General features: G+C 41.7%; 23 protein-coding genes and 1 pseudogene. 7 read left to right on the top strand and 17 right to left on the bottom strand.

Translation table 11 applies throughout. From position 1 onward, the window contains the following. Position 1: 1 nt before the first annotated feature. Positions 2–1396 (bottom strand): dihydrolipoyl dehydrogenase, encoded by a 1395-nt coding sequence (gene lpdA / locus JCM16418_RS12915; RefSeq protein WP_036649530.1) that lies wholly within the window; start codon positions 1394–1396, stop codon positions 2–4. 197 nt (positions 1397–1593) lie between these two features. Here lpdA and JCM16418_RS12910 point away from each other — a divergent pair, with 197 nt between their 5' ends. Beyond that, entirely contained in the window at positions 1594–2160 is a 567-nt protein-coding gene (locus JCM16418_RS12910; protein ID WP_036649757.1) for a TetR/AcrR family transcriptional regulator, read from the top strand. Between the two features lie 34 nt (positions 2161–2194). On the opposite strand, the gene JCM16418_RS12905 is transcribed toward JCM16418_RS12910, so the two are convergent. Further along, positions 2195–2644 (bottom strand): VOC family protein, encoded by a 450-nt coding sequence (locus JCM16418_RS12905; RefSeq protein ID WP_036649527.1) that lies wholly within the window; start codon positions 2642–2644, stop codon positions 2195–2197. Positions 2645–2763: 119 nt separating this feature from the next. Between JCM16418_RS12905 and JCM16418_RS12900 the strand changes: the two genes are divergently transcribed. Then, positions 2764–3699: a helix-turn-helix transcriptional regulator gene (locus JCM16418_RS12900; protein ID WP_036649525.1), complete on the top strand. Its 936-nt coding sequence runs from the start codon at positions 2764–2766 to the stop codon at positions 3697–3699. A gap of 91 nt (positions 3700–3790) precedes the next feature. Here the strand turns inward: JCM16418_RS12900 and JCM16418_RS12895 are convergent, their stop codons facing one another. The 4 genes and pseudogenes from JCM16418_RS12895 to JCM16418_RS12880 all read right to left on the bottom strand — a co-directional run bounded on the left by JCM16418_RS12895 (position 3791) and on the right by JCM16418_RS12880 (position 7960). Next, positions 3791–4384 carry a YdeI/OmpD-associated family protein gene (locus JCM16418_RS12895; RefSeq protein ID WP_036649522.1) on the bottom strand — a complete coding sequence of 198 codons (594 nt, stop codon included), beginning with the start codon at positions 4382–4384 and terminating at the stop codon, positions 3791–3793. A gap of 110 nt (positions 4385–4494) precedes the next feature. Continuing rightward, the gene (locus tag JCM16418_RS12890) at positions 4495–6030 is read right to left on the bottom strand and encodes a copper amine oxidase N-terminal domain-containing protein (RefSeq protein WP_036649520.1); all 1536 of its coding nucleotides are present in this window, start codon (positions 6028–6030) and stop codon (positions 4495–4497) included. 196 nt (positions 6031–6226) lie between these two features. Continuing rightward, complete coding sequence (locus JCM16418_RS12885; RefSeq protein WP_036649517.1) at positions 6227–6796, bottom strand: SF0329 family protein; 570 nt, start codon at positions 6794–6796, stop codon at positions 6227–6229. 182 nt (positions 6797–6978) lie between these two features. Next, positions 6979–7960, bottom strand: a pseudogene (locus tag JCM16418_RS12880) (tRNA dihydrouridine synthase). Between the two features lie 562 nt (positions 7961–8522). Here JCM16418_RS12880 and JCM16418_RS12875 point away from each other — a divergent pair. Together JCM16418_RS12875 and JCM16418_RS12870 are read left to right on the top strand one after the other, a co-directional pair. After that, positions 8523–9848, top strand: a complete 1326-nt coding sequence (locus JCM16418_RS12875; RefSeq protein WP_036649515.1) for an RHS repeat-associated core domain-containing protein — start codon at positions 8523–8525, stop codon at positions 9846–9848. Positions 9849–9959: 111 nt separating this feature from the next. Next, entirely contained in the window at positions 9960–10808 is an 849-nt protein-coding gene (locus JCM16418_RS12870; protein WP_036649512.1) for a hypothetical protein, read from the top strand. 114 nt (positions 10809–10922) lie between these two features. Here JCM16418_RS12870 and JCM16418_RS12865 read toward each other — a convergent pair whose 3' ends face one another. From JCM16418_RS12865 to rlmD, 3 genes are all read right to left on the bottom strand, one after another. Continuing rightward, positions 10923–12131, bottom strand: a complete 1209-nt coding sequence (locus tag JCM16418_RS12865; RefSeq protein ID WP_036649508.1) for an MFS transporter — start codon at positions 12129–12131, stop codon at positions 10923–10925. A 405-nt stretch (positions 12132–12536) separates the two neighbouring features. Continuing rightward, the gene (locus JCM16418_RS12860; protein ID WP_036649506.1) at positions 12537–13082 is read right to left on the bottom strand and encodes a hypothetical protein; all 546 of its coding nucleotides are present in this window, start codon (positions 13080–13082) and stop codon (positions 12537–12539) included. A 282-nt stretch (positions 13083–13364) separates the two neighbouring features. Beyond that, positions 13365–14756: a 23S rRNA (uracil(1939)-C(5))-methyltransferase RlmD gene (gene rlmD, locus JCM16418_RS12855; RefSeq protein ID WP_373280711.1), complete on the bottom strand. Its 1392-nt coding sequence runs from the start codon at positions 14754–14756 to the stop codon at positions 13365–13367. A gap of 25 nt (positions 14757–14781) precedes the next feature. Here rlmD and JCM16418_RS25260 point away from each other — a divergent pair, with 25 nt between their 5' ends. Beyond that, a complete protein-coding gene (locus tag JCM16418_RS25260) occupies positions 14782–15039 on the top strand; it encodes a hypothetical protein (RefSeq protein WP_162472262.1) in 258 nt (85 codons plus the stop codon). A 208-nt stretch (positions 15040–15247) separates the two neighbouring features. Here the strand turns inward: JCM16418_RS25260 and JCM16418_RS12850 are convergent, their stop codons facing one another. The 3 genes from JCM16418_RS12850 to JCM16418_RS12840 all read right to left on the bottom strand — a co-directional run bounded on the left by JCM16418_RS12850 (position 15248) and on the right by JCM16418_RS12840 (position 17296). Next, positions 15248–16129: a diacylglycerol kinase gene (locus tag JCM16418_RS12850; RefSeq protein ID WP_036649504.1), complete on the bottom strand. Its 882-nt coding sequence runs from the start codon at positions 16127–16129 to the stop codon at positions 15248–15250. A gap of 86 nt (positions 16130–16215) precedes the next feature. Further along, entirely contained in the window at positions 16216–17004 is a 789-nt protein-coding gene (locus JCM16418_RS12845) for a sirohydrochlorin chelatase (protein WP_036649502.1), read from the bottom strand. 1 nt (position 17005) lies between these two features. Continuing rightward, positions 17006–17296, bottom strand: coding sequence for a YerC/YecD family TrpR-related protein (locus JCM16418_RS12840; protein ID WP_036649499.1), 291 nt, complete (start codon positions 17294–17296; stop codon positions 17006–17008). 272 nt (positions 17297–17568) lie between these two features. On the opposite strand from JCM16418_RS12840, the gene JCM16418_RS12835 reads away from it, so the two are divergent. Next, positions 17569–18135 carry a hypothetical protein gene (locus JCM16418_RS12835; protein WP_036649497.1) on the top strand — a complete coding sequence of 189 codons (567 nt, stop codon included), beginning with the start codon at positions 17569–17571 and terminating at the stop codon, positions 18133–18135. Between the two features lie 14 nt (positions 18136–18149). Here JCM16418_RS12835 and corA read toward each other — a convergent pair whose 3' ends face one another. The 4 genes from corA to JCM16418_RS12815 form a co-directional block, all read right to left on the bottom strand. Further along, positions 18150–19109, bottom strand: a complete 960-nt coding sequence (corA, locus tag JCM16418_RS12830) for a magnesium/cobalt transporter CorA (RefSeq protein WP_036649495.1) — start codon at positions 19107–19109, stop codon at positions 18150–18152. Positions 19110–19306: 197 nt separating this feature from the next. Continuing rightward, complete coding sequence (locus JCM16418_RS12825; RefSeq protein WP_036649493.1) at positions 19307–20296, bottom strand: inorganic phosphate transporter; 990 nt, start codon at positions 20294–20296, stop codon at positions 19307–19309. 17 nt (positions 20297–20313) lie between these two features. Next, a complete protein-coding gene (locus JCM16418_RS12820) occupies positions 20314–20928 on the bottom strand; it encodes a DUF47 domain-containing protein (RefSeq protein ID WP_036649492.1) in 615 nt (204 codons plus the stop codon). A gap of 236 nt (positions 20929–21164) precedes the next feature. Further along, positions 21165–22265, bottom strand: a complete 1101-nt coding sequence (locus JCM16418_RS12815) for a DUF3048 domain-containing protein (RefSeq protein WP_052020255.1) — start codon at positions 22263–22265, stop codon at positions 21165–21167. 265 nt (positions 22266–22530) lie between these two features. Here JCM16418_RS12815 and JCM16418_RS12810 point away from each other — a divergent pair, with 265 nt between their 5' ends. Next, a complete protein-coding gene (locus JCM16418_RS12810; protein WP_036649489.1) occupies positions 22531–23076 on the top strand; it encodes a DoxX family protein in 546 nt (181 codons plus the stop codon). Between the two features lie 149 nt (positions 23077–23225). On the opposite strand, the gene JCM16418_RS12805 is transcribed toward JCM16418_RS12810, so the two are convergent. Beyond that, positions 23226–24008 (bottom strand): DODA-type extradiol aromatic ring-opening family dioxygenase, encoded by a 783-nt coding sequence (locus JCM16418_RS12805; RefSeq protein ID WP_036649485.1) that lies wholly within the window; start codon positions 24006–24008, stop codon positions 23226–23228. Between the last annotated feature and the right edge of the window lie 35 nt (positions 24009–24043).

Below are 24043 nucleotides of genomic sequence, written 5' to 3'. Positions count from 1 at the left end.
TTCAATCTCTCCCATTCCGATTCGCTGTTTTTCTGACTGCGTTCTCAGCAGCCTCCATAATCACTTCTCCCAATGTCGGATGCGGATGAATTGTCAAAGCCAAATCCTCCACGGTAGCCCCCATCTCGATAGCAAGTGCTAGCTCCGATACAAGTGTGGATGCCTCCACGCCAACGATTTGTGCACCCATCACAATTCCCGTGGCCTGATTCGCTACAATTTTGATATATCCTTCGGTCTCCCTTAGTGCCAATGCTCTTCCGTTAATCCCAAAAGAGGCTTTGCCAATAACAAATGGAATGCCTTGTGCCTGCGCTTCCTCTTCACTTAAGCCAACACTTGCGAGCTCTGGATTAGAAAAAACGACAAGTGGCATAGCTTTATAATCCACCTCAGTGGTAAGGCCTGCAATGGCTTCGGCCGCAACTTTCGCTTCATAGGACGCCTTGTGAGCAAGCGCCGGACCCGCTGTAATATCTCCAATGGCGAAAATATGCGGGATAGCCGTTCTGCACTGCTTATCTGTCGCGATCATTCCTCTGCTCGTCAATGGCAATCCTATTCGCTCCAGTCCTAGCTTGCCGTCTGTATTTGGTTTTCTGCCGACCGTGACTAGCACATATTCCGCAGTAACCTGATGTTGCTCCTGATGTTGTGAATAATGCAGTGTAATGGAATCCGTATTCTGCATCACCTTCTCCGCTGTCGCCCCGGTTATCGTCTGAATACCATCGGCCTTCATCTGCCGGACAACAGGGCCCACAAGTTCTGCTTCAAATCCCGGTAAAACTTGCTGCCCGCCCTCAAGAATCGTTACCTTTGTTCCAAATTTCGCATACATTTGCCCGAGTTCGATACCAATATATCCACCGCCTATAACGACTAGGCTATTCGGGATTTCCGTGAGCGACAGCGCTTCTGTGGAAGATAAAATACGTCCGCCAACGGGAAATGCTTGCAGCTCAATCGGACGAGATCCTGTTGCTAGTATGGCGTTCTTAAATGAAATGGTTTGCTTCTGTCCAGATTGATGGATAATAGCTGTATATTCATCAACGAAACGAGCCTCGCCTTCCAGAATGCTCACACCTGCATTCTTTAATAAATAATGAACTCCGCCAGATTGCTTGTTCACAATTCCCTGCTTGAAATCCTGGGCATTCTTAAATGACGCAGCCGCATTAGTATGATTGAACGGTCTGAGCAAATCATAGCGATGCGCTTCTGCAATTAATGCTTTGGATGGAATGCAGCCCACATGTGTACAGACTCCGCCAAGCTGACTGCGTTCGACAATTGCCGTCTTCATACCAAGCTGTGCAGAGCGCAGCGCCGCCACATAACCTCCCGGACCTGATCCAATGACCAACGTTTCTATGGATTCGAGCTTACTCATATCCTGATACCTCCTATTAAAGTCTTTTTATAATATGATGATCATAATATATTATAGTCATCATATTTTAAGAACGTCAACAGCATTGTTTATTCTTTCTTGAATCAATAGTTACGCCCAGCGCTAAATTGACAGGCTTAATTATGACGATTATAATATTTTAAAAAGTAGGAATATGAAGCTGTGGAGTGATTACAATACCGTATCCCAAAGGTCATAAGATTAAGGTTCGAAATAAAATTGTTGAAAGTGCAGCCCAAGCTTTTCGCGCAAGTGGCATCCAAGATGTAAGTGTTCCATTCATTATGAAGGGGGCTGGACTAACTCATGGAGGGTTTTATGCACACTTTGACAACAAAGAACAGCTAGTCGCCGAAGCATGCCGTTATGCCATCAGCGATACCATCGCACTTCTGCGGAAAGTCGCTGATCAGGAGAAACAGAACCCCAAAATCAATACGGTCATTGATTATTATTTGAGTCCGTATCACCGCGATAATACGGAGATGGGCTGCATTATTCCTGCCCTTTCTGGTGAAATATCCCGTTGCTCTGAAGAGGTTCGGCAGGTATTCACAAGTGAATTGGAGCGGATGGTTTCTTTCATCTCCACCCTGGCGGAAGTTGACACGTCCAAAGGTAGTGCACTATTCAGTACGATGGTAGGTTCTCTTGTTCTAGCACGTTCTGTAAATCATTCAGAACTGAGCGACAACCTTCTCTCGGCAGGTAAGAAATATGCCAAAGAGCTGGCGATGACCTAACAAAAACACGCCAACAAGTGGCGTGTTTTTGTGTTTACTGCAATCTATCATCAAACATGAGTTGGATTTGAATACCGAATGGGTCTTCGATAATACCGTATGCTTTGCTAAACAGATTATTTGATAGAGGCACTATAACCTTCACTCGATCATCTGTAACTAAGCTATGATAAAAGTGTTCAATTTCTTCTAAGTCAGCACTCTGAATACATAATGAAGTGTTATTACCGATGGTATATTCTTCACTCGTATTCATAGTATCCTCGGCCACCATTACTTTTGTTCTCCCGATTAATAAGACAGAGTGAGAAATACGATCCTTATTTTCATCCGTAATCTGTATCGAACTGCCTCGTGTCGCAAGATCTTGATAAGTAACAAGTAACAATTCCTCTGCGTTCAAATGCTTTTTGTAAAAATGTATAGCCTCTTTCGCATTTCCGTTCATGGATAAAAAAATAGCTATTTCGAGTGTTGAGCTCATGGTATCCATCTCCTTTATATCATCATTTCAGGTACATATCTTATCCATTGATATATGTCCTTAAACTTATTATCATATATAAAGGTATCAAACGATGACACCTTTATAAGGAGCTTAGGATGAAGAAATCAGAACGATTAAATGACATGATCAGATACTTAAACACTCGAGAGTTCTTTAATTTACATGACCTTATGAATGAATACCATATTTCAAAAAGCACAGCTCTGCGAGATATTAGCTCATTAGAACAATTAGGTATGCCTATTTATGCGGAGCATGGCAGACACGGACGATATGGTATTTTACAAAATAGATTGTTATCCCCCATCGTCTTTACGATGGATGAAGTCTATGCGCTATACTTTGCCATGCTGACGTTAGAATCTTATCAATCAACACCCTTTCACTTAAGTGTTACGAGGTTAAATGAGAAGTTTGAACACTGTCTTTCGAAGCAGCAAATCAAGCAGATTCATAACATGAAAAAAGTGCTGCAATTTGAAGTTTATCAGCATCATCATGTCAGTCGTTTTTTAGATAAAATTCTAAACAGCATTCTAAATGAGCAAGACTGCCAAATTCAGTATTTAAAAAATACCCAGAATAAGAGCTATCATGTTCAATTTTTCAAAATTTCCGCTAAATTTGGTCAATGGTACGCTACGGGAATCGAGATCCCTACGAATCAATATAGGGTTTTCAGATGCGATCGCATCACCTTTATAGAAGAGAAGGACATCAAAGCTCGCTTTTCTATCGATGAATTGCTTAGTCGTTCTTTAGAAATATATCAATCTAAGAAGAGTATCGACTTTGAAATTGAGATCTCGGAACAAGCCAAGGATATATTTTATAAAGAACCTTATCCATCTATGACAATCGAGCATGGAACTAAAACAGTCATTAAGGGATTTTATAATCCTGGAGAAGAGGATTTTATAGCTGATTATGTTATGAGGTTTGGTCAATCCGTTATATCCGTGAAGCCAGAATCATTAAAACAATGGATTCGAGATCGAATAGAGAAGCTTTTACATCACTATAGCCGGTAAAATAAAATCAGTATCATGTTCCTAGGGATAGCGAACAATCAATCAGCTGCAACTGACGGCATAAAAAAGACCGGGGCAAAGGGTCCCCGGCTTAATCATTTAATCCTTTTCCAGCTAGAATGTGCTGCATATATTTTTCTACCCTCGACACCCTCGTTTTAGATTGTTTGGGCTGCGAAAAATAAAAAATGTAAGCTCTTTGACGTCCCGGCGTCAATGCTTCAAAGGCCGTTTTCAAGGCAGGGTTTTCATCGAGTTTATGTTGGAATTCTTCAGGAATGGTGTATTCTTCATTCTTTTTAAATTCCACTTCCAAACCCGCCTTCTCAACCTCAATGGCTTCATGAATATAAACTTTCAAGATGGTCTCCATATCAACGATTTCTTGAACACTGGTGAACCGAATCTGGCGCCCCGCCTGTACATTCTCTGTTTGTTGGATGAGTATACCATGTGGGTCCTTTAACAAGGCACCTTTGATAAATAAAATTGCACAGTATTCTTTAAATCCATGTATTAAAACGATGTTTTTATTCCCTAACGTGTAGCAAGGATGCATCCACTTAAACTCTTCGGATAGCTCACAGTCAAGAACGATATTACGCAACTGCTCATATTCTTGTTTCCACTTTTTAGATTTACCAATAAATTCATCAACCTTAGAATTTGTTTCACTCGGTGTCATCAAGGAATACCTCTCTTTATCGCTTATTTCTTGTCTGTCTTGATAGCTATAGATTGAGTAGACCAGCACAACTAACCGTTCTCAACTCTTCGAGAACATCCAAAGAATTGTTATTTTTGCTTCTGTACAGTCTCCAGAGAAAGTACAACGTTGCCGTCCAAGATCACTACCTCTTCCTTGGACAAAGGAATAATTTTAGCAGGAATACCATATGCATTGTCGGACCTCAGTACAAAACGCAAGCGACCGTCTTTCTCTAAACCGTGTACCGTTCCCCCGTTCGTTGAGATAAAGGTATGCCCTACTTCGTCGCTGATTAATGAATCCGCATCTAAACTGAAACCGCGTGTACGTTCAGCTTGACCAAGGCGATAACGCAACAATTTGGAATGAATACTAGACGATCTCTTCTCCAAGTATCCTCCATTCGTACCCATCACATAATCGCCCTTTTTCCCGCCACCCGATGGTTGGGTTACATGAACAAGAGCATTGTCCTTCCAACGGTAGAGTCCACCGTTCCATAAAACGGAGCCATCTTTGAGAACCGTTGTTTCCCATGACCATTCCGGAAAAGCAGCCAATTGAGATCCGTCTGCTGCTAACACTAAAACTCCTTCTTCATAACATAAATATATTCGGCCACTATCATCACCTTTAATATAATATCTAGAATCAAATGGCGACCATGTCCGTCCTTTTTCAACCCAACTACTGCGTACCCACAGCCGTTCGCCAGATGGCGCGTATGCGGCAAGCCCATCTTTAGTCAATACAATCAGATTTCCCTTAATGTCCAAATAAATGGGTCCTTGATATGAATAGGTTTCTGCTATAATCATTGGAAACAACGTCATTTCTCCTATATAGAGGGGAATCTCCTTCCATTCATAAGACTTGTCATCTAAGTCAAAACGAACCGTATAACCGCCTCTATCCGGAATTGCCTCGACAATCAGAGGATACGATCGGATCGTTGTCATCGTGTCAGTTAAATGCTTACCGTCTCGATCCACGACAAAACCCTCGTTAAAACCTTGAATTAGCAATTGCTTATTCGGATAGACCGCTCCAGTATAATGCTCATATGGATTACTATCCTGGTACCACCACTTTAGACGCAGAGAACCATCATGTTCAAGTATGAAGGGTTTGTCCACTCCGTTCATAATAGGTAACTTCATTTGAACACTCAGATTCATTGGAGCCGACTGAATATTTATACTTTGATCCGCATTCACTTCCACCTCGACACCCAAAGACTGGCTTACTGCCCGAAGTGGTACATATACTTTACTATTCTGAATAAAAGGCGCGCCCGTCAGTGTCAGCTTCTTCCCGTTACTTAGCGCCTCACGTGATCCTACTCGCATGGACAATGATTTCTGTTTGTACCTAGTATCGATAGTCTTCGTGTCCCCATGGTAAACGACCTCAGCTCCAAGTGCCTCGATAATGGCATTCACTGGTACAAACAGAGTACCATTCTTCTGAATAGAAACCGCCTGAAGTGGTTTGTCATCCACGGAAATCTGGATTGAAGGAGAATCTGCATATACGGATACTCCCTCTGTCCATAAAGCAAAGAGCATGATCATTAGCATCAACCCTATAAATCTGTATCTCCACAACTTATCCTGCAACATGTATGTCTCCCCTTAATTTGTTATTACCTTCCTTTTTTACTAAATTTGAGTCTAACGTCAGCTAGATCGGAGGTCAAGGTATAAGTTGGGAAAGGATCTCAGGGTATGAAGCACTCGATTATTTACGATTCCGGCCAATACCTCGGATAAACTGAATACATCACTGTTTATTACCAGCTGTACTAGTTCTTTATATTCATAATACACTACGCCGTAGCTCATAAAAATACTGCACAATAGGATGTTTTAACTTCATCTTCTCGGTCATATTTAAAATTCGTTTTTTTCCAACTCGTCTGTCCACCAAAGCTAGAATATTCAGTAAGATATCCTCGCTCTCTAAGCTTTCCTCTATTGAAGTAGATAAATACTTAGTTGCCACAACGTTAAAATTTGATTTACTTAATGATGACTGTGCTGTAAAAATCTTCTTTGCATATTCGGATATTTTTCTACTTCTTGCCATAACTAATAGACGATCTTCGGGAACTGTCCCCTTGGTATCTTGACGGATGGCTTCAATTTCTTCATCGGTGATTGGAACTTGGATACTTGAATCATTCTTGATTTCCAGCTCTGTATGATACCATCGAATTAAAGTCGATGTATCAACCATATTGAGCATGTTCTTCTTATCTACCGCAATATAGCAAATCCCTGCTTTATCAGGTGAATAACGGTAGCTCGTTGCACGATATTCAACCCTCCCCAATAACGCAGGACAGAGAAAACTCTCAAGTTGTTGCTTCAATTTGCTCCAGGACATGAAATCCTCCTATGTTCTATATTTTAAATATCTGTTAGGCTTCACTACTATTATCATTACTATAATAAAAAAAGAGATCATGCGTTAGCCTAAAACTCAGGAACCTGCGAATAGCCATTCTGCAAAAGACATGCAAAAAACACGCCATATTAGGCGTGTTTTTCATGCTATAGAACTTATACTTACAAGTTTGCCTGCTCGTCCATATGCTGCACAAATTCGTCCAGAAGCGTACGGACTTCATCCGTAGATGCCGTATTCATCAATTGATTTCTGAGCTCACCTGCTCCTCTAAACCCTTTGACATAAATCTTGAAAAAGCGATGAAGAGCCTTAAATGGACGGGTCTCTAATTGCTCAGAATACTGATCATGGAGATCAAGCTGCAATCTTAAGAGATCCAGGTATTCGGCGCTGCTATGTTCTCTCGGCTCTTTTTCGAAAGCAAATGGATTTTTAAAAATACCACGCCCGATCATGATCCCATCCACACCATATTGTTCAGCTAGCTTGAGGCCCATTTGACGGTCTGGAATATCTCCATTAATTGTGAGCAGCGTATGAGGCGCTACGCGATCTCTCAGCTTCTTAATCTCAGGAATCAGTTCCCAATGCGCATCGACCTTACTCATTTCATCTCGGGTACGCAAATGGATGGAAAGATTAGCTATATCCTGCTTCAATATGTGGGTCAGCCAGTCCTGCCATTCATCCAACCTTGTGAAACCAAGTCTGGTCTTCACACTTACAGGCAGTCCTCCTGCCTTTGCTGCTTGTATAATTTCAGCCGCAACCTCAGGACGGAGAATTAAGCCACTTCCTTTACCATTGGATGCCACATTAGGAACAGGACAACCCATATTGATGTCGATCCCTTTATATCCTAACTCCGCCATATCGATACTCATTTTTTGAAAATACTCAGCTTATCGCCCCATATATGTGCAACCATGGGTTGTTCATCTCGGTAAATAGTAAACGGCCACGCACACTAAGATTTCCCTCGGGGTGACAATAGCTTTCTGTATTTGCAAACTCTGTAAAAAACACATCCGGTCTCCCTGCTTTACTCACGACATGACGAAAAACAACATGCGTCACATCCTCCATGGGTGCAAGTATAAAAAAAGGCCGGGGTAAATCAAGCCAAAAGTTATTGTTCACCTTCAAACTCAAATCCTCTCATTATAGATCCAGCTTCACAATGTGACCCAAATAAGTAAACAACTCATGATGAAATCTGAGACGTTTATTTTAACAAAAAATGCTCCCGAAGGGAAATGGATTAGAAGAAAAAGAACGAACCTATCTTTTCGAAATCATCAAAATCTCCAATCATTGCGATTAACGTGTATTAAAAATTCACTCCGAATTTTTATCTTAATAACACTTTTAAATATATAAGGCGTTGTTACTTCTCCATACTCTTTACCATCCATTATTATCTCTATCCTAATTGAAAGAGTCTCGCCAACTAATACTGCTGACTAGCGCTAGAGTAGCATTGATATAGTTAATAATTATAGCACTTCGGGATGTAGACTTAGGTTATTTTAAACCTGACTATGTGGAACTAATTAGTAACTCAGTTGAATAAGTTAAGTTTTATTTACACTGATATAATCCCTAAATATTCTATTAATTTACAATATTAGGTAGAAATCTTAAATAGTAGATGATATTGTTATAGATGTGGATTTAATAAAAATATTGGAGGGATGTATAAATGTTCAAAAAAGTTTTTTCTCTAGTTGTAGCTTGTTCTCTGCTGTTTGGAAGTATTATAGCTGAAGCAGCCCCTACGGAGAATAAAAATCAGAGTTATGCTCTAGAATGGGGGGGGAATGAAGGGGGTTCAATGATATCAAAAATAAAAGTAGGTGAACTTGAATATAACTACACATATAATGACAAAGGAAATCGGATTGCCAAAACATTTGAAAACAAAAATATACTGTATGATTATAATAATGACTCTCTATTGAGTTCCGAAGTAAGAGAAAATAACTATATCACATACAATTACAATTCTACTAATGACATGATCGGTCTTACTTTGAACGGTGAAATATATAATTTTGTCAAAGATGACGACCTGAATGTAACAGCTATTATGGATATTCATAATTTTGAGGTTGCCAAGTATTCTTATAGCGAAAACGGAATTGCATCTATTCTTGGTAGAGATGAGAATGGAGAATGGATCGATAAAAGTGATGATCCTTCCTTCATTGGTTCCATCAACTTGATTAGATTGCACTCTTTTTACTATGATACTGAAACTAAATTGTATTATAATGGATTCCATTATTATGATTCCACTATTAATCAATATGTTGTGAATGAAAATATCAACAAAATAACTCCTAAGGCATCGTCTGACGTAATAAATAAAGTTAGTAGTTGTGAATCTACCAGCAAGAATAATTCAAACTTTGGAAAATCAATTTCATATTCTTCAACATGGTATAACAATTTATCTGATGTTGAGCTACTTACTCGTTTATTTTACGGAGAAAATACAGTTAATAAAGATGACCAAAACGCTGTCACATGGGTAATCATTAACCGAAAAATTAAGAATACATCAACTTTTGGCGGAGGAACTTTCAGAGGGGTAGCTACTAAATCAGGAGCTTTTGAGCCAATTACAGGAGCTGAGAGTGGAACAGCCAATGCACGAGTTCCTAGCACGAGTTCCTCCCTCTGGAACAATGCACTATATAACGCATGTGTACTTACAGTTACTTCCAGCACCGCTGATTACAATGATCTTATTCAAAAACCAACGGGAATTTCCACTCAACTATATTTTGTTGGTTTAAGTTATTTTTTAACTGGTGTCAGCCAGGATATTACTCCAATAGGGTCGGGTATTAAATATAGCTTTAATGGTGGAAGCAGCTTTGTGCCAATCAAAGATATTGTCATTGTGTTCAATTATACAAGCACATTTCAAAACCCTACATCAAGATCAGCTATTACATCGAATAGTAATTTAAATACTGCTGCAAAACGCAACACTCATAATATCTTTTTCAATGAATCCTAAAAATGAATCCTAAAAATGAATCCTAAATTCGAAAAATAACTAGGAGATTGTGCAATGGGCATTTAACCACAAACCCATTGCACATTTTTCATTCAAAAAAGTAGGTGAATTATGGCTATTAGAACCTCATTTATTATATTATTGACGGGCATAATGCTGCTTATTTGCTCATGCGGAAAAGATATTGGTAAAGATATTGCAATAAGAGATGCATCCGACAAAAGCACAAACACTATTGACACCACTGCCGCTACAGATGCAAACCCGACGTTGCCCGAAGGCGTCACGATAAGTAGTATCCAACATGCACTTGAAGAGTATATCAACTATCAGTTGTGGTTTTATCCCAAAAAAATAGAAGGAAACAAGGGTGAGTTTGAACCCTATATCGGGAAAACAATTGAGGCAGAGATTCGGATTTATGATAGCGAACCCAATGACGTATATCTCCATACTAATATTGGAAATGGGTTGGCTATAATCAAAATCGATAACGGGATTGTGTACTGTGATGGTTTTATTAATGAAAGTGATGGTAATGCACCAAAAGGAAATTTTAAAGTCATTGATCAATTATCATTGACGGTAGAACAGCCTCATAAACCAAACTACGGACATTCGCCTCGAAAAAATAAAATGATAGCAGCGGTAGAAACATATATATCTGACTTTTGTAAAGATATGCTTAGCGGCGACGGAAAAGAAAAATGGGTCAATGCCAAGATATATATCGTCGATTTTTATGAGTATGAAACCGGCGTAAGTGTTTGGATTGTCAGGCAGGATGGCTATGCCTGGTATGCTCCGGTGGCACTAACTGAGGAGAATGGATATTTTAAAGCTCAAGGATTAAAAGGCTATGAACTAAAAAATATAAATAAATTAACACCCTTTGACTCAGGAAGATATTTGTTTCATAAAGAGATTACTGATGCAGTTAAACAATATATCTGCAAGTAAGAGAAAATATAACAGATAAACCAATGTTACACACTTAAAGGAACCTAAATAGGCAAATACCACCCCATTAAACAGGGTGGTATTTGTAACTCATGCTACAAAATACTCTCTATGTTATATAGTTTTGCTAACATTCCCTACATCATCTTTTTTAAGCATGAGCATGACAATAAAGGAAATACAATATAAACCGGCTAAGTAGAGCATCGCAACTTTTATATCATAATTTTGTAGAATATAGCCTACAAGTATGGGTGAAAAACCACCTATTGCTCGACCAATGTTAAATATGGTGTTTGTTGCCGTACTTCGAATTTGAACAGGATACAGACTACCAATCAACGCTCCATATCCGGCGAACATTCCGTTGGAGAAGAATCCGACAATTGCACCACCTACCAGTACACCTATACTACCCGTCGCATATGAGTATAAAAACACAGCACATGCAGAGGCAATCAGGAAGAGGCCAAAGGTACGCTTTGCGCCAAACCGATCTAAGAATAGTCCAAAGGTTAACATACCAATGATCATGCCAACGGCTGTACTAATTGTCCAAATCGCAGAGCCTGAAACCGATAAACCTTGTGACTTTTGCAACATCGATGGCAGCCAAATCATTAATCCGTTATAACCGGCAATTTGAACCGTTGCCATAATCATTAAAGAAATGGTTGTCATCGCTGTTCGTGGTGTTTTAAACAATTGTGCTAGTTTACTCTTTTCAGCTATCTTACTAACCTTTGTATTCTTCTGAGCAGCGAGCCACTCAGGTGATTCATCCAAATTCTTTCTTACGATAAAGGCAAAAATTACAGGGATTACACCCACAAAGAACAATGCTCTCCATCCTAATGTAGGAAGAATAATTGCACTTAGTAATGCCGCTAGAATGACACCATATTGAGCACCTACACTGACATACGAAGAAGCGCGCCCCTGTTTATTTTTCGGCCAAGCTTCTGCAACAAGTGCCATACCAATTCCATATTCTCCGCCGGCACCTATTCCTGCAATAAATCTAAATAAATATATTTGTCCAATGCTAGTGGCTAATCCTGTTAAAGCTGTCCCAATTGCAAACAAGATGATGGTGTACGTAAAGACCTTCACCCTTCCAAACTTATCTGCTAGAATTCCGAAAATAATTCCTCCTAATAGCATCCCTACATTCGTTATAGAAGAAATAAGTCCTCCAGTTGCTAAATCAATCTTAAATTCTGAAATAATCATTGTCATCGCAAAAGAGATAAACATGATGTCCATGCCTTCTAATGTTAAGCCTGCTACCGATGCGACCACGGTTTTTTTACGATAATCCATTCTACGCCTCCAAGTATGTTCTAGATGAAATAATTCTCTTTTTTACGAATGAATGGATGTATCTCTATACGTATAACTTTTCCATTCTCCTTTTCAGCCTCTCTGGACTTCCTTTAAAAGAGATACGCTAGCTGCGTCTTCACAGCTTACGTGCACAACAAAATGCCCTTTCGTCAGATTAGACAAAAGGGCATGAAATAACAAAGATATTAAAAAGATAATAGCTTCACCTATCAAGTATCCCTTTTCAGCCTCTCTGGACCGTATTAAAGGTAATTGTTCCAAAACATATCTTAGCAAAATTATTTGTACTTCTCAATAACAATTTTAGGACACCACACTAAGAAGCTTAGCTCAATGGAAACATGAACGAATGACTAGCCGATCTAAGAAATCACAATAAAATCAAAATGTTTTCAAAAAGTCATATTTGTTGTCGTCCACTTTAATATAATAATCCATTGATTTAGTAGACCAAATAATGTGGTCGCCCATGTCAATTTTATAAAAAGTTTTTACAGATGTATTATCTTTTTCTCTTAAAGAAACTTCATTTTTCCCTAAAATACTTTTACCATGATATTGATTTAATAATCCCTTACATTGATCCATTTCTTCTTGGCTCATTTCTAACATTTTGGTCATTTTAAAATAATAGCCACCAACCTCTTGTTCTTTACTATAACTTCTTTCAACTATCATTAGGTAAGGCTTCTCATTATCCGGTCGAATTAAATATCCATATAAAAATGGAGAGGATACGTTGATAAGATTCGAATTAAATTGACCAACCTTTTCAACATGATCAGAATGAGCTAGTAAACATATAGAATATTTAGAAGGTTCAGGTGATTTTTTAGTAAAATCATATACTAAACTTCCCCCAACAATTAGAAATATGGTTAAAACAATGATGGATATCCCTCTAAAATCTTTCAATCTAGTTCTCATTCGCTCTACCCCCTCTAGTTTTTCTTAGTCGATTTGCATTAAACAACTTCTTAGAATCTTCTTCCCTCAACTTACTAATGGCTTTGTTAGGCAAAAGCTGTTTTTAAGAGTTAAGAAAATTTACCGCTATTACAGCAAATCCCTCTTCTCATAAATTTATAAATTATATTCGATCTTAGCATTTTTTTAAAAATTATAACTATTTATTACAAATTATAACAACATATGATTTTCCCACGCATAAAAAAAGACTTCCTTGTAGGAAGTCCTTAAATACTAATCTTATACAAGTTCAATCCGATATAGCACTGCCACCGACTCCACATGCACCGTATGCGGAAACATATCCACCGGCTGCACTTCCACCGTACGATACCCGCCATCCTCAAGCACGCGCAAGTCCCTTGCCAGCGTCGAAGGATTACAACTTACATATACAACCCGCTCCGGTTTCATTTCCAGAATCGTCTCCAATAGCTGTGGATCGCAGCCTTTGCGTGGTGGATCGACAACAATAACGTCCGCCTCAATACCCTGCTGTTTCCAGCGTGGAATCACGACTTCAGATGCGCCAACCTCAAATTCCACGTTGTTCATATCGTTAAGCTGCGCGTTCGCGCGCGCGTCTTCGATCGCTTCAGGCACAATTTCAACCCCATACACATGCTTCGCATGCTGAGCAAGGAACAAGGATATCGTTCCTATTCCACAATAAGCGTCGATCACGGTCTCTTGTCCACTCAAGCCAGCATATTCGACTGTCTTTCCGTAGAGGACTTCAGTTTGCGCTGGATTGACTTGATAGAATGAGCGTGCTGAGATGGCAAACTTCACATCACCGATATAATCATAAATCACTTCGCGGCCCCATAGAACGCGGGTAATATCACCGAAAATGACATTCGTTTCTTTCGTATTCACGTTCTGACAAATGCTCACGACAGAAGGAAGCTGTGCACGAATTTCCTTGATCCACGTATCTAGCTGCGGAATCTTGTCCCCATTGGTGACCAAGACAACCATCATTTCGCCCGTATGGAAAGCTACCTTCACGACAACATGTCGTAGCAATCCTTTACCTGTCAATTCATCGTAAGCTGAGATGCCGAGGCTCCGGCCAATGTCCTTCACGCGAGCGACAACCTCATCATTGCTCTCATGCTGAATAAGGCAGGCCTCCATGTCGATAATACGATGCGAACCGCGGGCGTAGAAGCCGCCCACAAGCCCGCCTTCCATTTCACCAATTGGCACCTGGGCCTTATTACGATAACGCCAAGGATCGCTCATACCAAGCGTAGCAGGAACACGAATACCTTGTTGCAGCGTGTCTGCTTCCTGAGCAAACGAAGCAACAGCGTTAGCATTCTCCTGCCCTTCTTCCAACGCCCGAGAGCGATCCCGCCAAGCTTCCCCGCTCACATTCAGCTTCCCAATCCGCGTTAGGTTGTCCACCACAAGCTGACGTTTCCAAGCTAGCTGCGCGGTATAATCCATATGCTGAAGCTGGCAGCCACCGCATTGATCATAGATCGGGCAAGGTGCCGCGATCCGGTCGGGACTTGCTTTCACGATCTCTTGAAGCTTGGCATAGCCAAACTGCTTCTTCGTCTTAAGCACCCTCACCTTGACCTGCTCACCCGGAAGCTCCTGCAACGAAAAGGGTATAGCCATCCGAACGCCCTACCCCTTCTCCGTCATGATTCATTCCAATGATGTCGATGACGACCTCATCATTCTTCGCTACCGGCAATCCGGTGATCGGCGCAGGCGTACTGCGGCGGCCGGAGTTACGGCCGTTGCGATGATTTTTCATGCTGTACATGTCACTTCTTTCTATATCTTCTATGTTAACCTGTTCATGGTTAGGTTCATTTATGGATTCACATCATTCAACATTATAACAGATTTCCACGCAAAAAAAGTTAAGCTGTCCCGCTTCCACCAAATGACATGACGGCAAAGCATTTTTGGACAACTCAACTCTGATATGTTATCTCTAACATGTTGAATCTTACACGTTATCTCTTACATATATCTCTTATACATTTAGCCCTACCCTAGCACCCTGCGCTTCTTGCTATGTATCATCCTCTAGCCGAGTGACCCCCACCTGCTTTGAATGTTTAATCGATCTCGGCGTCCACACGCTACCTTTTCGATCTCTAAGCAAAAACCCTCAAATGCTGCGGCATCACTGAGAAGTTAACAGGCAATTCGCCGCCAAGCTCGCCGTCTAGATTCAGGAGTACCTTACCAGGCGATGTGACTTCCATGGATTTCGTACGGAAATACACAACTTTCTTGTCGTTCAGATGCTCGCCGCGCTGAGCGAGACTTACGATGCGAACAAACTCAGCCAGATTACATTTCTTCACCGCAATCACGTCGAGTTCGCCGTCATCAATTCGTGCACCAGGAGCGAGCTTCTCGAAGCCGCCGACGGAATTGGTGTTGGTAATGAGGAAAATCATGAACTCGTCATGAATGGCCTCCTGACCCTCAGCTTTAAGAATTAATTCTTGCGGGGACAAGTTGATCATCTTCTCAATCCCCTTAATATAATAAGCGAGCTGCCCAATCATCGTCTTCAGCCTGCTTGGCACATCATACGTCAGTTCGGTGAGGGTGCCTCCACCTGCTATATTGATAAAATAACGTTCGTTTGCCTTGCCCACATCAATCGGACGAGTCTGCTGACGAATAACGAGGTCACAGTAATCCTCCCAATTGCGCGGAATGCCGAGGCCCCTCGCGAAATCATTCGTTGTGCCCAGTGGAAAGACACCAAGCGGTGGTAAATGATCTTTCCCCGCCATGCCATTGACAACCTCATAGAGGGTTCCGTCTCCGCCGGCAGCGATAATAAGGTCATACCCACGTTCTACCGCATCCGCGGCAGCTGCGGTGGCATCACCTTCTCCTGTGGTTGCATGACAGGATGCCTCAATACCACCCATATCAAGCCGCTGCAAAATATCGGGCAGACGCCGCCGCATTTCTTCCCTCCCAGAGCTGGGATTATAGATCAACCGTGCTCTTTTCATGAATAAACGCCACCTACTTCTTTTAATTTCACAGAAATAATATGTACGATTATCTTTACCCCATTGAGGCTCATCCTTACGCACTTCTAGTTAAGTTGTACACTTGTCCCTGATGTATGCTCTAACCATGTCTCAATCTGGCGATCCATCCAGTGAGTAAGCAGCGGATGCGGAAGAAGCGCTTGGCCGCTGTACAGGTAGTCAAGCCCTTCAAGCCGTCTTGGAATGACCGTCCGAATGAAGTACCCCTCACTTAAAAATAGAGGAGCCACGATAACCTGCTTCCTGTGCTCTTTCTGCCAATATTGAACCTTTCGATGAATGATATCCGGGTTCAGCAGCGCATAATCCACTGCCGCCACACCGCTGATATGTTTAACTTTCTCCGCAAGCGAGGTTATACCCTGCTCCCAGCGCTGGCGAAATCCATCATGAATACTCCCGTGCCCTACGATGATAATAGCTTCTTGATTCGGGTTCTCAGATAAATGACTGACCTTGTCCCACACCATCTGTGCAATATCTGGATCATCATCCATAGGTAAACCATAGTGTATAGAAGCCTTCACTTCAAATCGCTCTAGATCCGTTTCAATCCCAGCCGAATCCATAACCCCAAGCGCATAAGCAATTTCGCTTACATGCGTACTGCCGGATGATACAAACAGCGGTAAGACCAGGATGTCTGTGACTCCCTGGCCTTCGAGTAGATTAATTCCATCTTGAATGAGCCGACCTTCGACAATTTCCAAGAACGAAACCGCCACAGGAAGATCTCCCCGCAGCGGCAAAAGGTTGACGGCATCATCTACCAGCTTGACCCAAGAATTCTCTCTTGAACCGTGGCTAATTACAAGCACGCCAGATTTCTTCATATTAACGTCCTAGACGTTCAAGAGCTAATTTGTAGCCGTCGTTACCATAATTCAGACAACGTTTCACTCGCGAAATGGTAGCCGTACTCGCTCCAGTCTCAGCTTCAATCTGGTTGTATGTGCTGCCTTTACCAAGCATACGTGCAACTTCCAGACGCTGGGATAGCGACTGAATTTCATTTACTGTGCAGAGGTCGTCAAAGAAAACATAACATTCCTCTACACTTTTAAGCGTTAATATAGATTCAAATAATTGATCAATACTTTTATCATTTAATTTTTTAAGTTGCATAAAATTTTCATCCCCTAGCATTACTATGTAATTTCATTGTACCCGACCGGGTATAGACTTTTCAAGCATTAACGATTTCACGCAGTACAGAGTTGCAATATAGCGCGATAAAGCGGCACTATATTAAAATGTCAATGCAATATTACAGGGAAAAGGACACTGGGTATACGCCCGTTTCCGCTCGTATCCTGAATAGTAGGGCATTCGTCTATACCTTATGTTCGCCCATCACATACATTATAATAAAACATCCCATAAAGGAAAGTGATATTATGCCTGATCATTACTACTCTCGTAGGCCTTATAACGAAGAGCGTTCCTTGAATAATCCGACATCCCTTGCACAATCGCCATATCCGGGCATCCAACCATATATGGACTTACCCGGTGTAGGAACGACTGGTTTAGCTCCCTATCAAGGAGCCTCCGGACTCGCCGGAGCAGCTGAACTGATTTCACCAGGAGCAGCCGCAGCCCCACTCGCAGCAGCTGCGTCGGCGAAGACAGGAGCCTTCTCCTTAGCCAATCTAGGTGAACTTAAAGGTGTAATTGATCGAATGGGTGGCATCGACGGCCTCATGAATTCGATGGGTAAGTTCCAAAAGGTCGTGTCGGGTGTTCAGCAAATGGCTCCTATGCTCAAACTCTTCACAGGTTTTGGTAAAGGGAAAACGAACGGCAAATCTAGTAGTGACGAATTCGAATATAAACCTTCGAAGCGTCGGCGCCGGAAGCCAAGCAGTTCTCGCAAGCGTAGAAATCCATCCAAACGTTACAAGAAACGAAGCACTAGCAGACGCAACTCTCCAAGTCATTCATCGCGTAAGAAACGTAGATAACCTGAAGCTTCCGACTACTTAAACCAGCCTTGCTTACGAAACCAAATCACCATGCCGAAGGCTAAAGAGAACATAAGCAGCAAGACTGCGCCATAGCCATATTTCCAGCCTAGTTCTGGCATATTCACGAAATTCATGCCGTAAATTCCCGCAATGAGGGTCAGCGGCATGAATATGGTCGTGATCACAGTCAGCGTCTTCATAATGGAGTTCATTCGATTAGAGTTCAGAGAGATATAACTATCGCGCAGATCGGCAGTCATTTCCCGGTCTGCTTCAATCATATCGGTTAACTTCAGAAGATGATCATATATATCAGCAAAATAGACTTTATGCTCTGTATTACTTTGTACATGCTGAGAGTTCACAATGCGATACATCAAATCGCGCATGGGCACAATGGTTCGACGTAGCTTCAGAAGACGCCCTCTTAAATCGAATACCTGATTCATCAGATCTTCTACAGATTCCGAGCTTCCCCTGCTCTCCAGCTCAGCAAGTTCATCCTCAATGGTATAAAGACTTGGGAAATAGCGGTCTACCAGTTTATCCATGACATTATAAGCACAGGATACAGGTCCCCGCGCCCATATTTTACGGTCATGCGCATGCTGGATAATCTCTTCCCAAGCGTCATCAAGCTCTTGAAGCACCTTACTGTGGAAGGATACCATTAAATTATGCGCAAGAAAAACATCGACCTCCACAACGCGCAGGGAATCAGGCTCAAGCGCATGCAGTACAAAGAACTGTAAATCTTCATAGTTATCTAGCTTAGGTCGCTGAAGGACGTGCAGACAGTCTTCGACTGCCAGCGGATGGAAATGGAAATGCGTCGTAAGTAACGCAGATTCCGCCGGTGAAGGAGCATTAAAATCTACCCACATCCAAGCATAATCATCCGGCTGTAGCTTTTCCAGTGGAATTCCTGTAAGCACTTCATGCGTATGTGTAATGGCAATGGTGCGTATCATCTGCCTGATAAACCCCTCTCACCGTCAAATCAAATGACATATCTAAGTGTAGGACAAGCCTTAACCCATATATTGTACTGCATCCTAATCGAAAAAGCTTCATTCATCTCATTAGCCTATTTTTCCAGCATTTTAGAGAACAAGCAAAAAAGCCAACCTTCGCGATTGGCCCCACTCTGATCCTGTATCATCTTTTTCTAGAATAAAATTTTGAATATAAGCATTGCTAATAGAGCGGAAATAGGAATCGTAATAAACCAAGTTATAACAATCCGTCCTGCCAATGACCATTTCACTTCTGAGAACCGTTTTGCACTGCCCACACCTAAAATAGCAGATGTTATTGCATGTGTAGTACTGACTGGTAAATGAAGCATCGTAGCACCGAAGATAACGGAAGCTCCTGTAAAATCCGCAGCGAAGCCGTTAATCGGTTCAATTTTAAATATTTTAGTACCCATGGTTTTAATGATCTTCCAACCACCGATTGAAGTACCGAGTGCCATCGAAGTCGCAGCAGCAATTTTAACCCATAGCGGAACTTCGAGTGAATCCAGATTTCCTGAAGTCACGAGAGCAAAGGTGATGATACCCATCGCCTTCTGAGCATCATTCGTTCCGTGAGTAAAGGATTGAAGAGCTGCCGTAATAATTTGCATAAACCGAAAACCTTTGTTAACGCTGTGTGGACTTTTATTCTTAAATATCCACTTCAAGACGGTCATGACAACATATCCAATGGCAAAAGCGATCAATGGTGATAACAGTAGCGCTTTTACAATGTCGATAAAGCCACTCCACTTCACGTGATCTGATCCGGCACCAATGAACACAGCACCGGCTAGCGCACCAATTAAGGCATGTGAAGAAGATGAAGGGATGCCAAGCCACCAAGTCAATAAATTCCAGATAATTGCAGCAAGTAACGTGGCTATGACGACCTCAAGCCCGTTATCGAGCGTGGCAGGGTCTGCAATGCTTCCACCAATGGTCTTTGCAACCCCCGTAAATAGAATAGCACCGAAGAAATTCATGAACGCCGCCATAATAATGGCCGTCCGTGGTTTCAGCGCGCGGGTAGAAATCGAGGTCGCAATCGCATTCGCGGTATCATGAAAACCATTAATAAAGTCAAAGGCAAGTGCAAGAAAGATAACAATACCGATAATGAAAAGTGAATTCTCCATGTCTTTTTGTAGGCCCCTTATGAATTACTCATAATAATCGATTCCAGCCTGTTGGCCACATCTTCACATGTATCGGTCGTTGTTTCCAGGCGTTCATAAATCTCTTTACGTTTAATTAGCTCAATTGGATCTGATATTTTAGCAAACAGTTCCTTGATACAGATACGGAGGAGCTCATCAGCTTGATTCTCGAGATCATTCAAACGAATAGTGTACTCGCGAATCGCAAGCAGCTTCTTCTGAGATAGAAGGTGAATAGCCTTTTGAATCTCATACGCACATTGGCGTAAAATCTCAGCAAACTGAATAACATATTCGTCTGGATCTGGAACATGATACATATAGAAGCGGGAAGCGGTAGCTTCTAGGCCATCCATTACATCATCCATGCTGGTTGTCAGTTCCATGATATCGTCTCGCTCAATAGGCGTTATAAACGTTTTGTTGAGTTCGATAATAATGGTGTGTGTAAATTCGTCACACTTCGATTCATACTTCTTCATTTCATCAGCAAAAAGAAGCACATCTTGTAGATTGGCTACATGCTTAGCGAAGTAATCAGCTGCTTGCACAATCGTATCGGCCATATTCTCCAGTGTCTCAAAAAATATGTCCTTTTTCTTCAATCTCATACGATAACCCCTTTACTAAATATTGCCCTGAACGCAGCAAAACATCATAATGACAACCCTTGTTATCTTATCAACCGCAATACCTTTTGTAAAGTTTACTAGCTTTCATTTTTAACAGAATGTAAAGGCATTTGCAGGATTTAACCCTTAAACTTACCCAATGTCTACAGAATTATCCAATTACTTAAATATTTTCTGATTCTAACGCCTCTTTTCCAACAAAAAACACCCCACCCTTAAGGCGAGGTAATATTCACATGACTACTAAAGGATGGTGCATTCGGGACGATGTTGAAATACGTCGTTCCGGGATAGAAAGGGACCTCCTGGCCATCCTTAACAAAACGAATTGCCTCGTTCTTCGTACGGACCCACTGCCCTTTAATCATCTTGCCCCGCTGGAATAAAATAGCTTCCCCCCCGGAAGTCACATCTACCGATAATCTACCAACATCATCAAGTGTTTTATGCTTTGCACCAAGTACTACTACATTGGCCGCAGATAATTGTTGCCCCGTATTTAAGTCGATATGACTCTTACCATTAATAGAACGCTGATATTGTTTACTTGCAGCATCGTAAGCATAGGTAACTTTATAATTTTTGAGCAAAAAGGTTATATCTACGCTTGAAGCATCATCCCCTGAAGGTAGTTCATCTTCCGTCCGAAAAGTATACTTCGGTATGGGAACTTCCTTCTTATAATTACGCTTGTCCGCACCAGCACGCAGCCTATCAGCATCCGAATATAAATTATGGGGTGCTTTTCGGCTCTTATCTCTCACAAAATAAGCACCTGCGTTGCTAATTTCATCCAGATCCTCTTTGTGCTGTTGCTGCAAAATAGCATAAGCATCATTACTACCACCCGCATGCACTAGCACACCGCCATAGCTTTCCCCAATATCAATGAGATAAGGACGGATGCTACGAATAGGCCCTAACTTCTCCGTCGTACCTTTGCTTTGGAATATAGCTACTAGCCGAGTAATTCCTCCTTCAGCCAACACTTCATATACAATGTCTGCCTGCGTCAGGCCAGACTGAGGCCTCGCTTGTGGTGCATTATTCACCATAACGGCTAGGGGCCTTAGATTAGAAGGCTTGTCCAGCGGTTCTCCCGTGAGAGGGGCTGTATCATGCGTCGTTTCAGGTACTTGTGGAACAGGCTCATTTGTAGGTGGGTTCTCTTCAGATGCTTTATCCTCAGAAATAGGAGCCTGAATCTCTTTATCCTTGGCTATTCCGCATGAAGCTAGTAATACAGAACTCAGCATCATGCACATCAAGCTTCTTTTCCAAGGATAATGCTTCTCTTGTTTACCCCGTTCACTCATCGCTACGTCCCCTCATTCCCTAAAACATTCCATTTTCTTACCATTTAATCATAAAACCAATGATTTGTCTGTGGTTTGACTTTGTTTAGCCCTATTTTCACCTTCATTTCAAGAACTTTAAAAATAATATTTAATTTAAATTGTGGAATGTGATATATATCACACCTTTTGTGAAAAGTTTCACATATAATAAAGACATCAAAGATGATCATCATTCAACAACAGCAACTGAACAAATCATACATTAGAAACAGGAGTGATTCATATGTTTAACAATTGGCTGAGAACAAACAAAGTAGCTTGCTATCTCCTCACGATCGTCCGCATTTATCTTGGATTTACCTGGATCAAGGGTGGTATTGAAAAATTAACTGGCGGATTCGACGCTGGAGGCTTCTTACAAGGGGCAATTGCTAAAAGTACAGGTGAACATCCTGCCGTACAAGGCTGGTGGGCAGCATTTCTAGAACACGCAGCCATGCCGGGTGTGAAATTCTTCAACGTATTAATTCCACTGGGTGAAACACTCGTTGGTCTGGGGCTAATCCTAGGTACATTCACTACCTTCGCCGCACTCATGGGAATGGTCATGAATACTGCGTTCCTCTTCTCGGGCACTGTCAGCACGAACGCACAAATGCTGATTCTTGAAATGTTCATCGTCGTCGCTGCTGCTAATGCTGGACGCATCGGACTCGACTTCTGGGTTATGCCTTATGTTCGCAAACTCTTCCATAAGAAGGATAACGGACATACACCAGCACCTGCTCCCCACAACAATATGAAGCATCATACTAAGGGCGCGGCATAATCAAAAATTTAAAGCTTAACATGATTAATCTATCATTCACACATGTCATCATCAACCTATACAAAGAAGAGCAGCACTTGAGAATTCAAGAGCTGCTCTTTCTTAATTATCATGTATTTAAGTATGGCTCAGCATGCCTAAGCCTAAGCTTAGGAACCGCCAAACATCCAGCAATTCAGACTCAGATTACCATACTGGTAATCCTGAAAGAGCCGCTGTGACTTACGTTCATCATCTGCTGCACCCATCGCGTAGAACAAGGGAATAAAGTGTTCAATGCCATAAGAGGGCACAGCTTCAACTGCATGTGGTGCTTTTTTATCATATAGAAACAGCTCTTTCGTATTCCACTGCTCAAGCTGTTTAGCAATCCATTCGTCAAATGAAAGTGCCCACTCGTCCGTTTCCTCAGATTGACTAAGCATACGCAAGTTATGAACAAGTCCACCGCTACCGATCACGAGGATATCCTCTTTACGGAGCTCGCTAAGCATAGAACCAATCGCATACTGCTCCGCAGGGGAACGACGGGAATCTACGGACAGTTCGACCACAGGTATATTCGCTTCAGGATACATTTTCTGTAGAATGACCCACACACCATGATCAAGTCCACGTCCTACACTTGGCTGATACTTCAAATTCCCTGCTTCAAACAACTCAGCAATTCGTTGATTGAGTTTAGCCGATCCGGGTGCCGAATAGCGAAGCTTATACATCTCCTCTGGGAAACCATAGAAATCATGCATCGTCTCATGCGTTTCATCAACTGTCATCATCTGATCGGGACTGTCCCAATGTGCAGAGAAAACAACAATTGCTTTAGGTACGGGTAGTTTACTACTCAATGAGTCTAGAAACTCGGTATATTCATTATTCTCTAATGCGAGCATGGGTGAGCCGTGCGCTACAAATAATGCCGGTATAGTCATCGATATCAACCTCCACACGCCAGGATGCGTTACAC

The sequence above is a fragment of the Paenibacillus pini JCM 16418 genome, from assembly GCF_000576305.1.
Taxonomy (GTDB): Bacteria; Bacillota; Bacilli; order Paenibacillales; family Paenibacillaceae; genus Paenibacillus_AQ; species Paenibacillus_AQ pini.
This window is presented reverse-complemented; position numbering and strand designations above follow the sequence as displayed.

What these genes read in the sequence shown, in the direction of transcription:
- lpdA (WP_036649530.1), bottom strand. Translation starts at nt 1,396, where the DNA reads ATGAGTAAGCTCGAATCCATAGAAACGTTGGTCATTGGATCAGGTCCG.
- JCM16418_RS12905 (WP_036649527.1), bottom strand. Translation starts at nt 2,644, where the DNA reads ATGAGCTCAACACTCGAAATAGCTATTTTTTTATCCATGAACGGAAAT.
- JCM16418_RS12900 (WP_036649525.1), top strand. Translation starts at nt 2,764, where the DNA reads ATGAAGAAATCAGAACGATTAAATGACATGATCAGATACTTAAACACT.
- JCM16418_RS12895 (WP_036649522.1), bottom strand. Translation starts at nt 4,384, where the DNA reads ATGACACCGAGTGAAACAAATTCTAAGGTTGATGAATTTATTGGTAAA.
- JCM16418_RS12890 (WP_036649520.1), bottom strand. Translation starts at nt 6,030, where the DNA reads ATGTTGCAGGATAAGTTGTGGAGATACAGATTTATAGGGTTGATGCTA.
- JCM16418_RS12885 (WP_036649517.1), bottom strand. Translation starts at nt 6,796, where the DNA reads ATGTCCTGGAGCAAATTGAAGCAACAACTTGAGAGTTTTCTCTGTCCT.
- JCM16418_RS12875 (WP_036649515.1), top strand. Translation starts at nt 8,523, where the DNA reads ATGTTCAAAAAAGTTTTTTCTCTAGTTGTAGCTTGTTCTCTGCTGTTT.
- JCM16418_RS12870 (WP_036649512.1), top strand. Translation starts at nt 9,960, where the DNA reads ATGGCTATTAGAACCTCATTTATTATATTATTGACGGGCATAATGCTG.
- JCM16418_RS12865 (WP_036649508.1), bottom strand. Translation starts at nt 12,131, where the DNA reads ATGGATTATCGTAAAAAAACCGTGGTCGCATCGGTAGCAGGCTTAACA.
- JCM16418_RS12860 (WP_036649506.1), bottom strand. Translation starts at nt 13,082, where the DNA reads ATGAGAACTAGATTGAAAGATTTTAGAGGGATATCCATCATTGTTTTA.
- rlmD (WP_373280711.1), bottom strand. Translation starts at nt 14,756, where the DNA reads ATGGCTATACCCTTTTCGTTGCAGGAGCTTCCGGGTGAGCAGGTCAAG.
- JCM16418_RS25260 (WP_162472262.1), top strand. Translation starts at nt 14,782, where the DNA reads ATGATTCATTCCAATGATGTCGATGACGACCTCATCATTCTTCGCTAC.
- JCM16418_RS12850 (WP_036649504.1), bottom strand. Translation starts at nt 16,129, where the DNA reads ATGAAAAGAGCACGGTTGATCTATAATCCCAGCTCTGGGAGGGAAGAA.
- JCM16418_RS12845 (WP_036649502.1), bottom strand. Translation starts at nt 17,004, where the DNA reads ATGAAGAAATCTGGCGTGCTTGTAATTAGCCACGGTTCAAGAGAGAAT.
- JCM16418_RS12840 (WP_036649499.1), bottom strand. Translation starts at nt 17,296, where the DNA reads ATGCAACTTAAAAAATTAAATGATAAAAGTATTGATCAATTATTTGAA.
- JCM16418_RS12835 (WP_036649497.1), top strand. Translation starts at nt 17,569, where the DNA reads ATGCCTGATCATTACTACTCTCGTAGGCCTTATAACGAAGAGCGTTCC.
- corA (WP_036649495.1), bottom strand. Translation starts at nt 19,109, where the DNA reads ATGATACGCACCATTGCCATTACACATACGCATGAAGTGCTTACAGGA.
- JCM16418_RS12825 (WP_036649493.1), bottom strand. Translation starts at nt 20,296, where the DNA reads ATGGAGAATTCACTTTTCATTATCGGTATTGTTATCTTTCTTGCACTT.
- JCM16418_RS12820 (WP_036649492.1), bottom strand. Translation starts at nt 20,928, where the DNA reads ATGAGATTGAAGAAAAAGGACATATTTTTTGAGACACTGGAGAATATG.
- JCM16418_RS12815 (WP_052020255.1), bottom strand. Translation starts at nt 22,265, where the DNA reads ATGAGTGAACGGGGTAAACAAGAGAAGCATTATCCTTGGAAAAGAAGC.
- JCM16418_RS12810 (WP_036649489.1), top strand. Translation starts at nt 22,531, where the DNA reads ATGTTTAACAATTGGCTGAGAACAAACAAAGTAGCTTGCTATCTCCTC.
- JCM16418_RS12805 (WP_036649485.1), bottom strand. Translation starts at nt 24,008, where the DNA reads ATGACTATACCGGCATTATTTGTAGCGCACGGCTCACCCATGCTCGCA.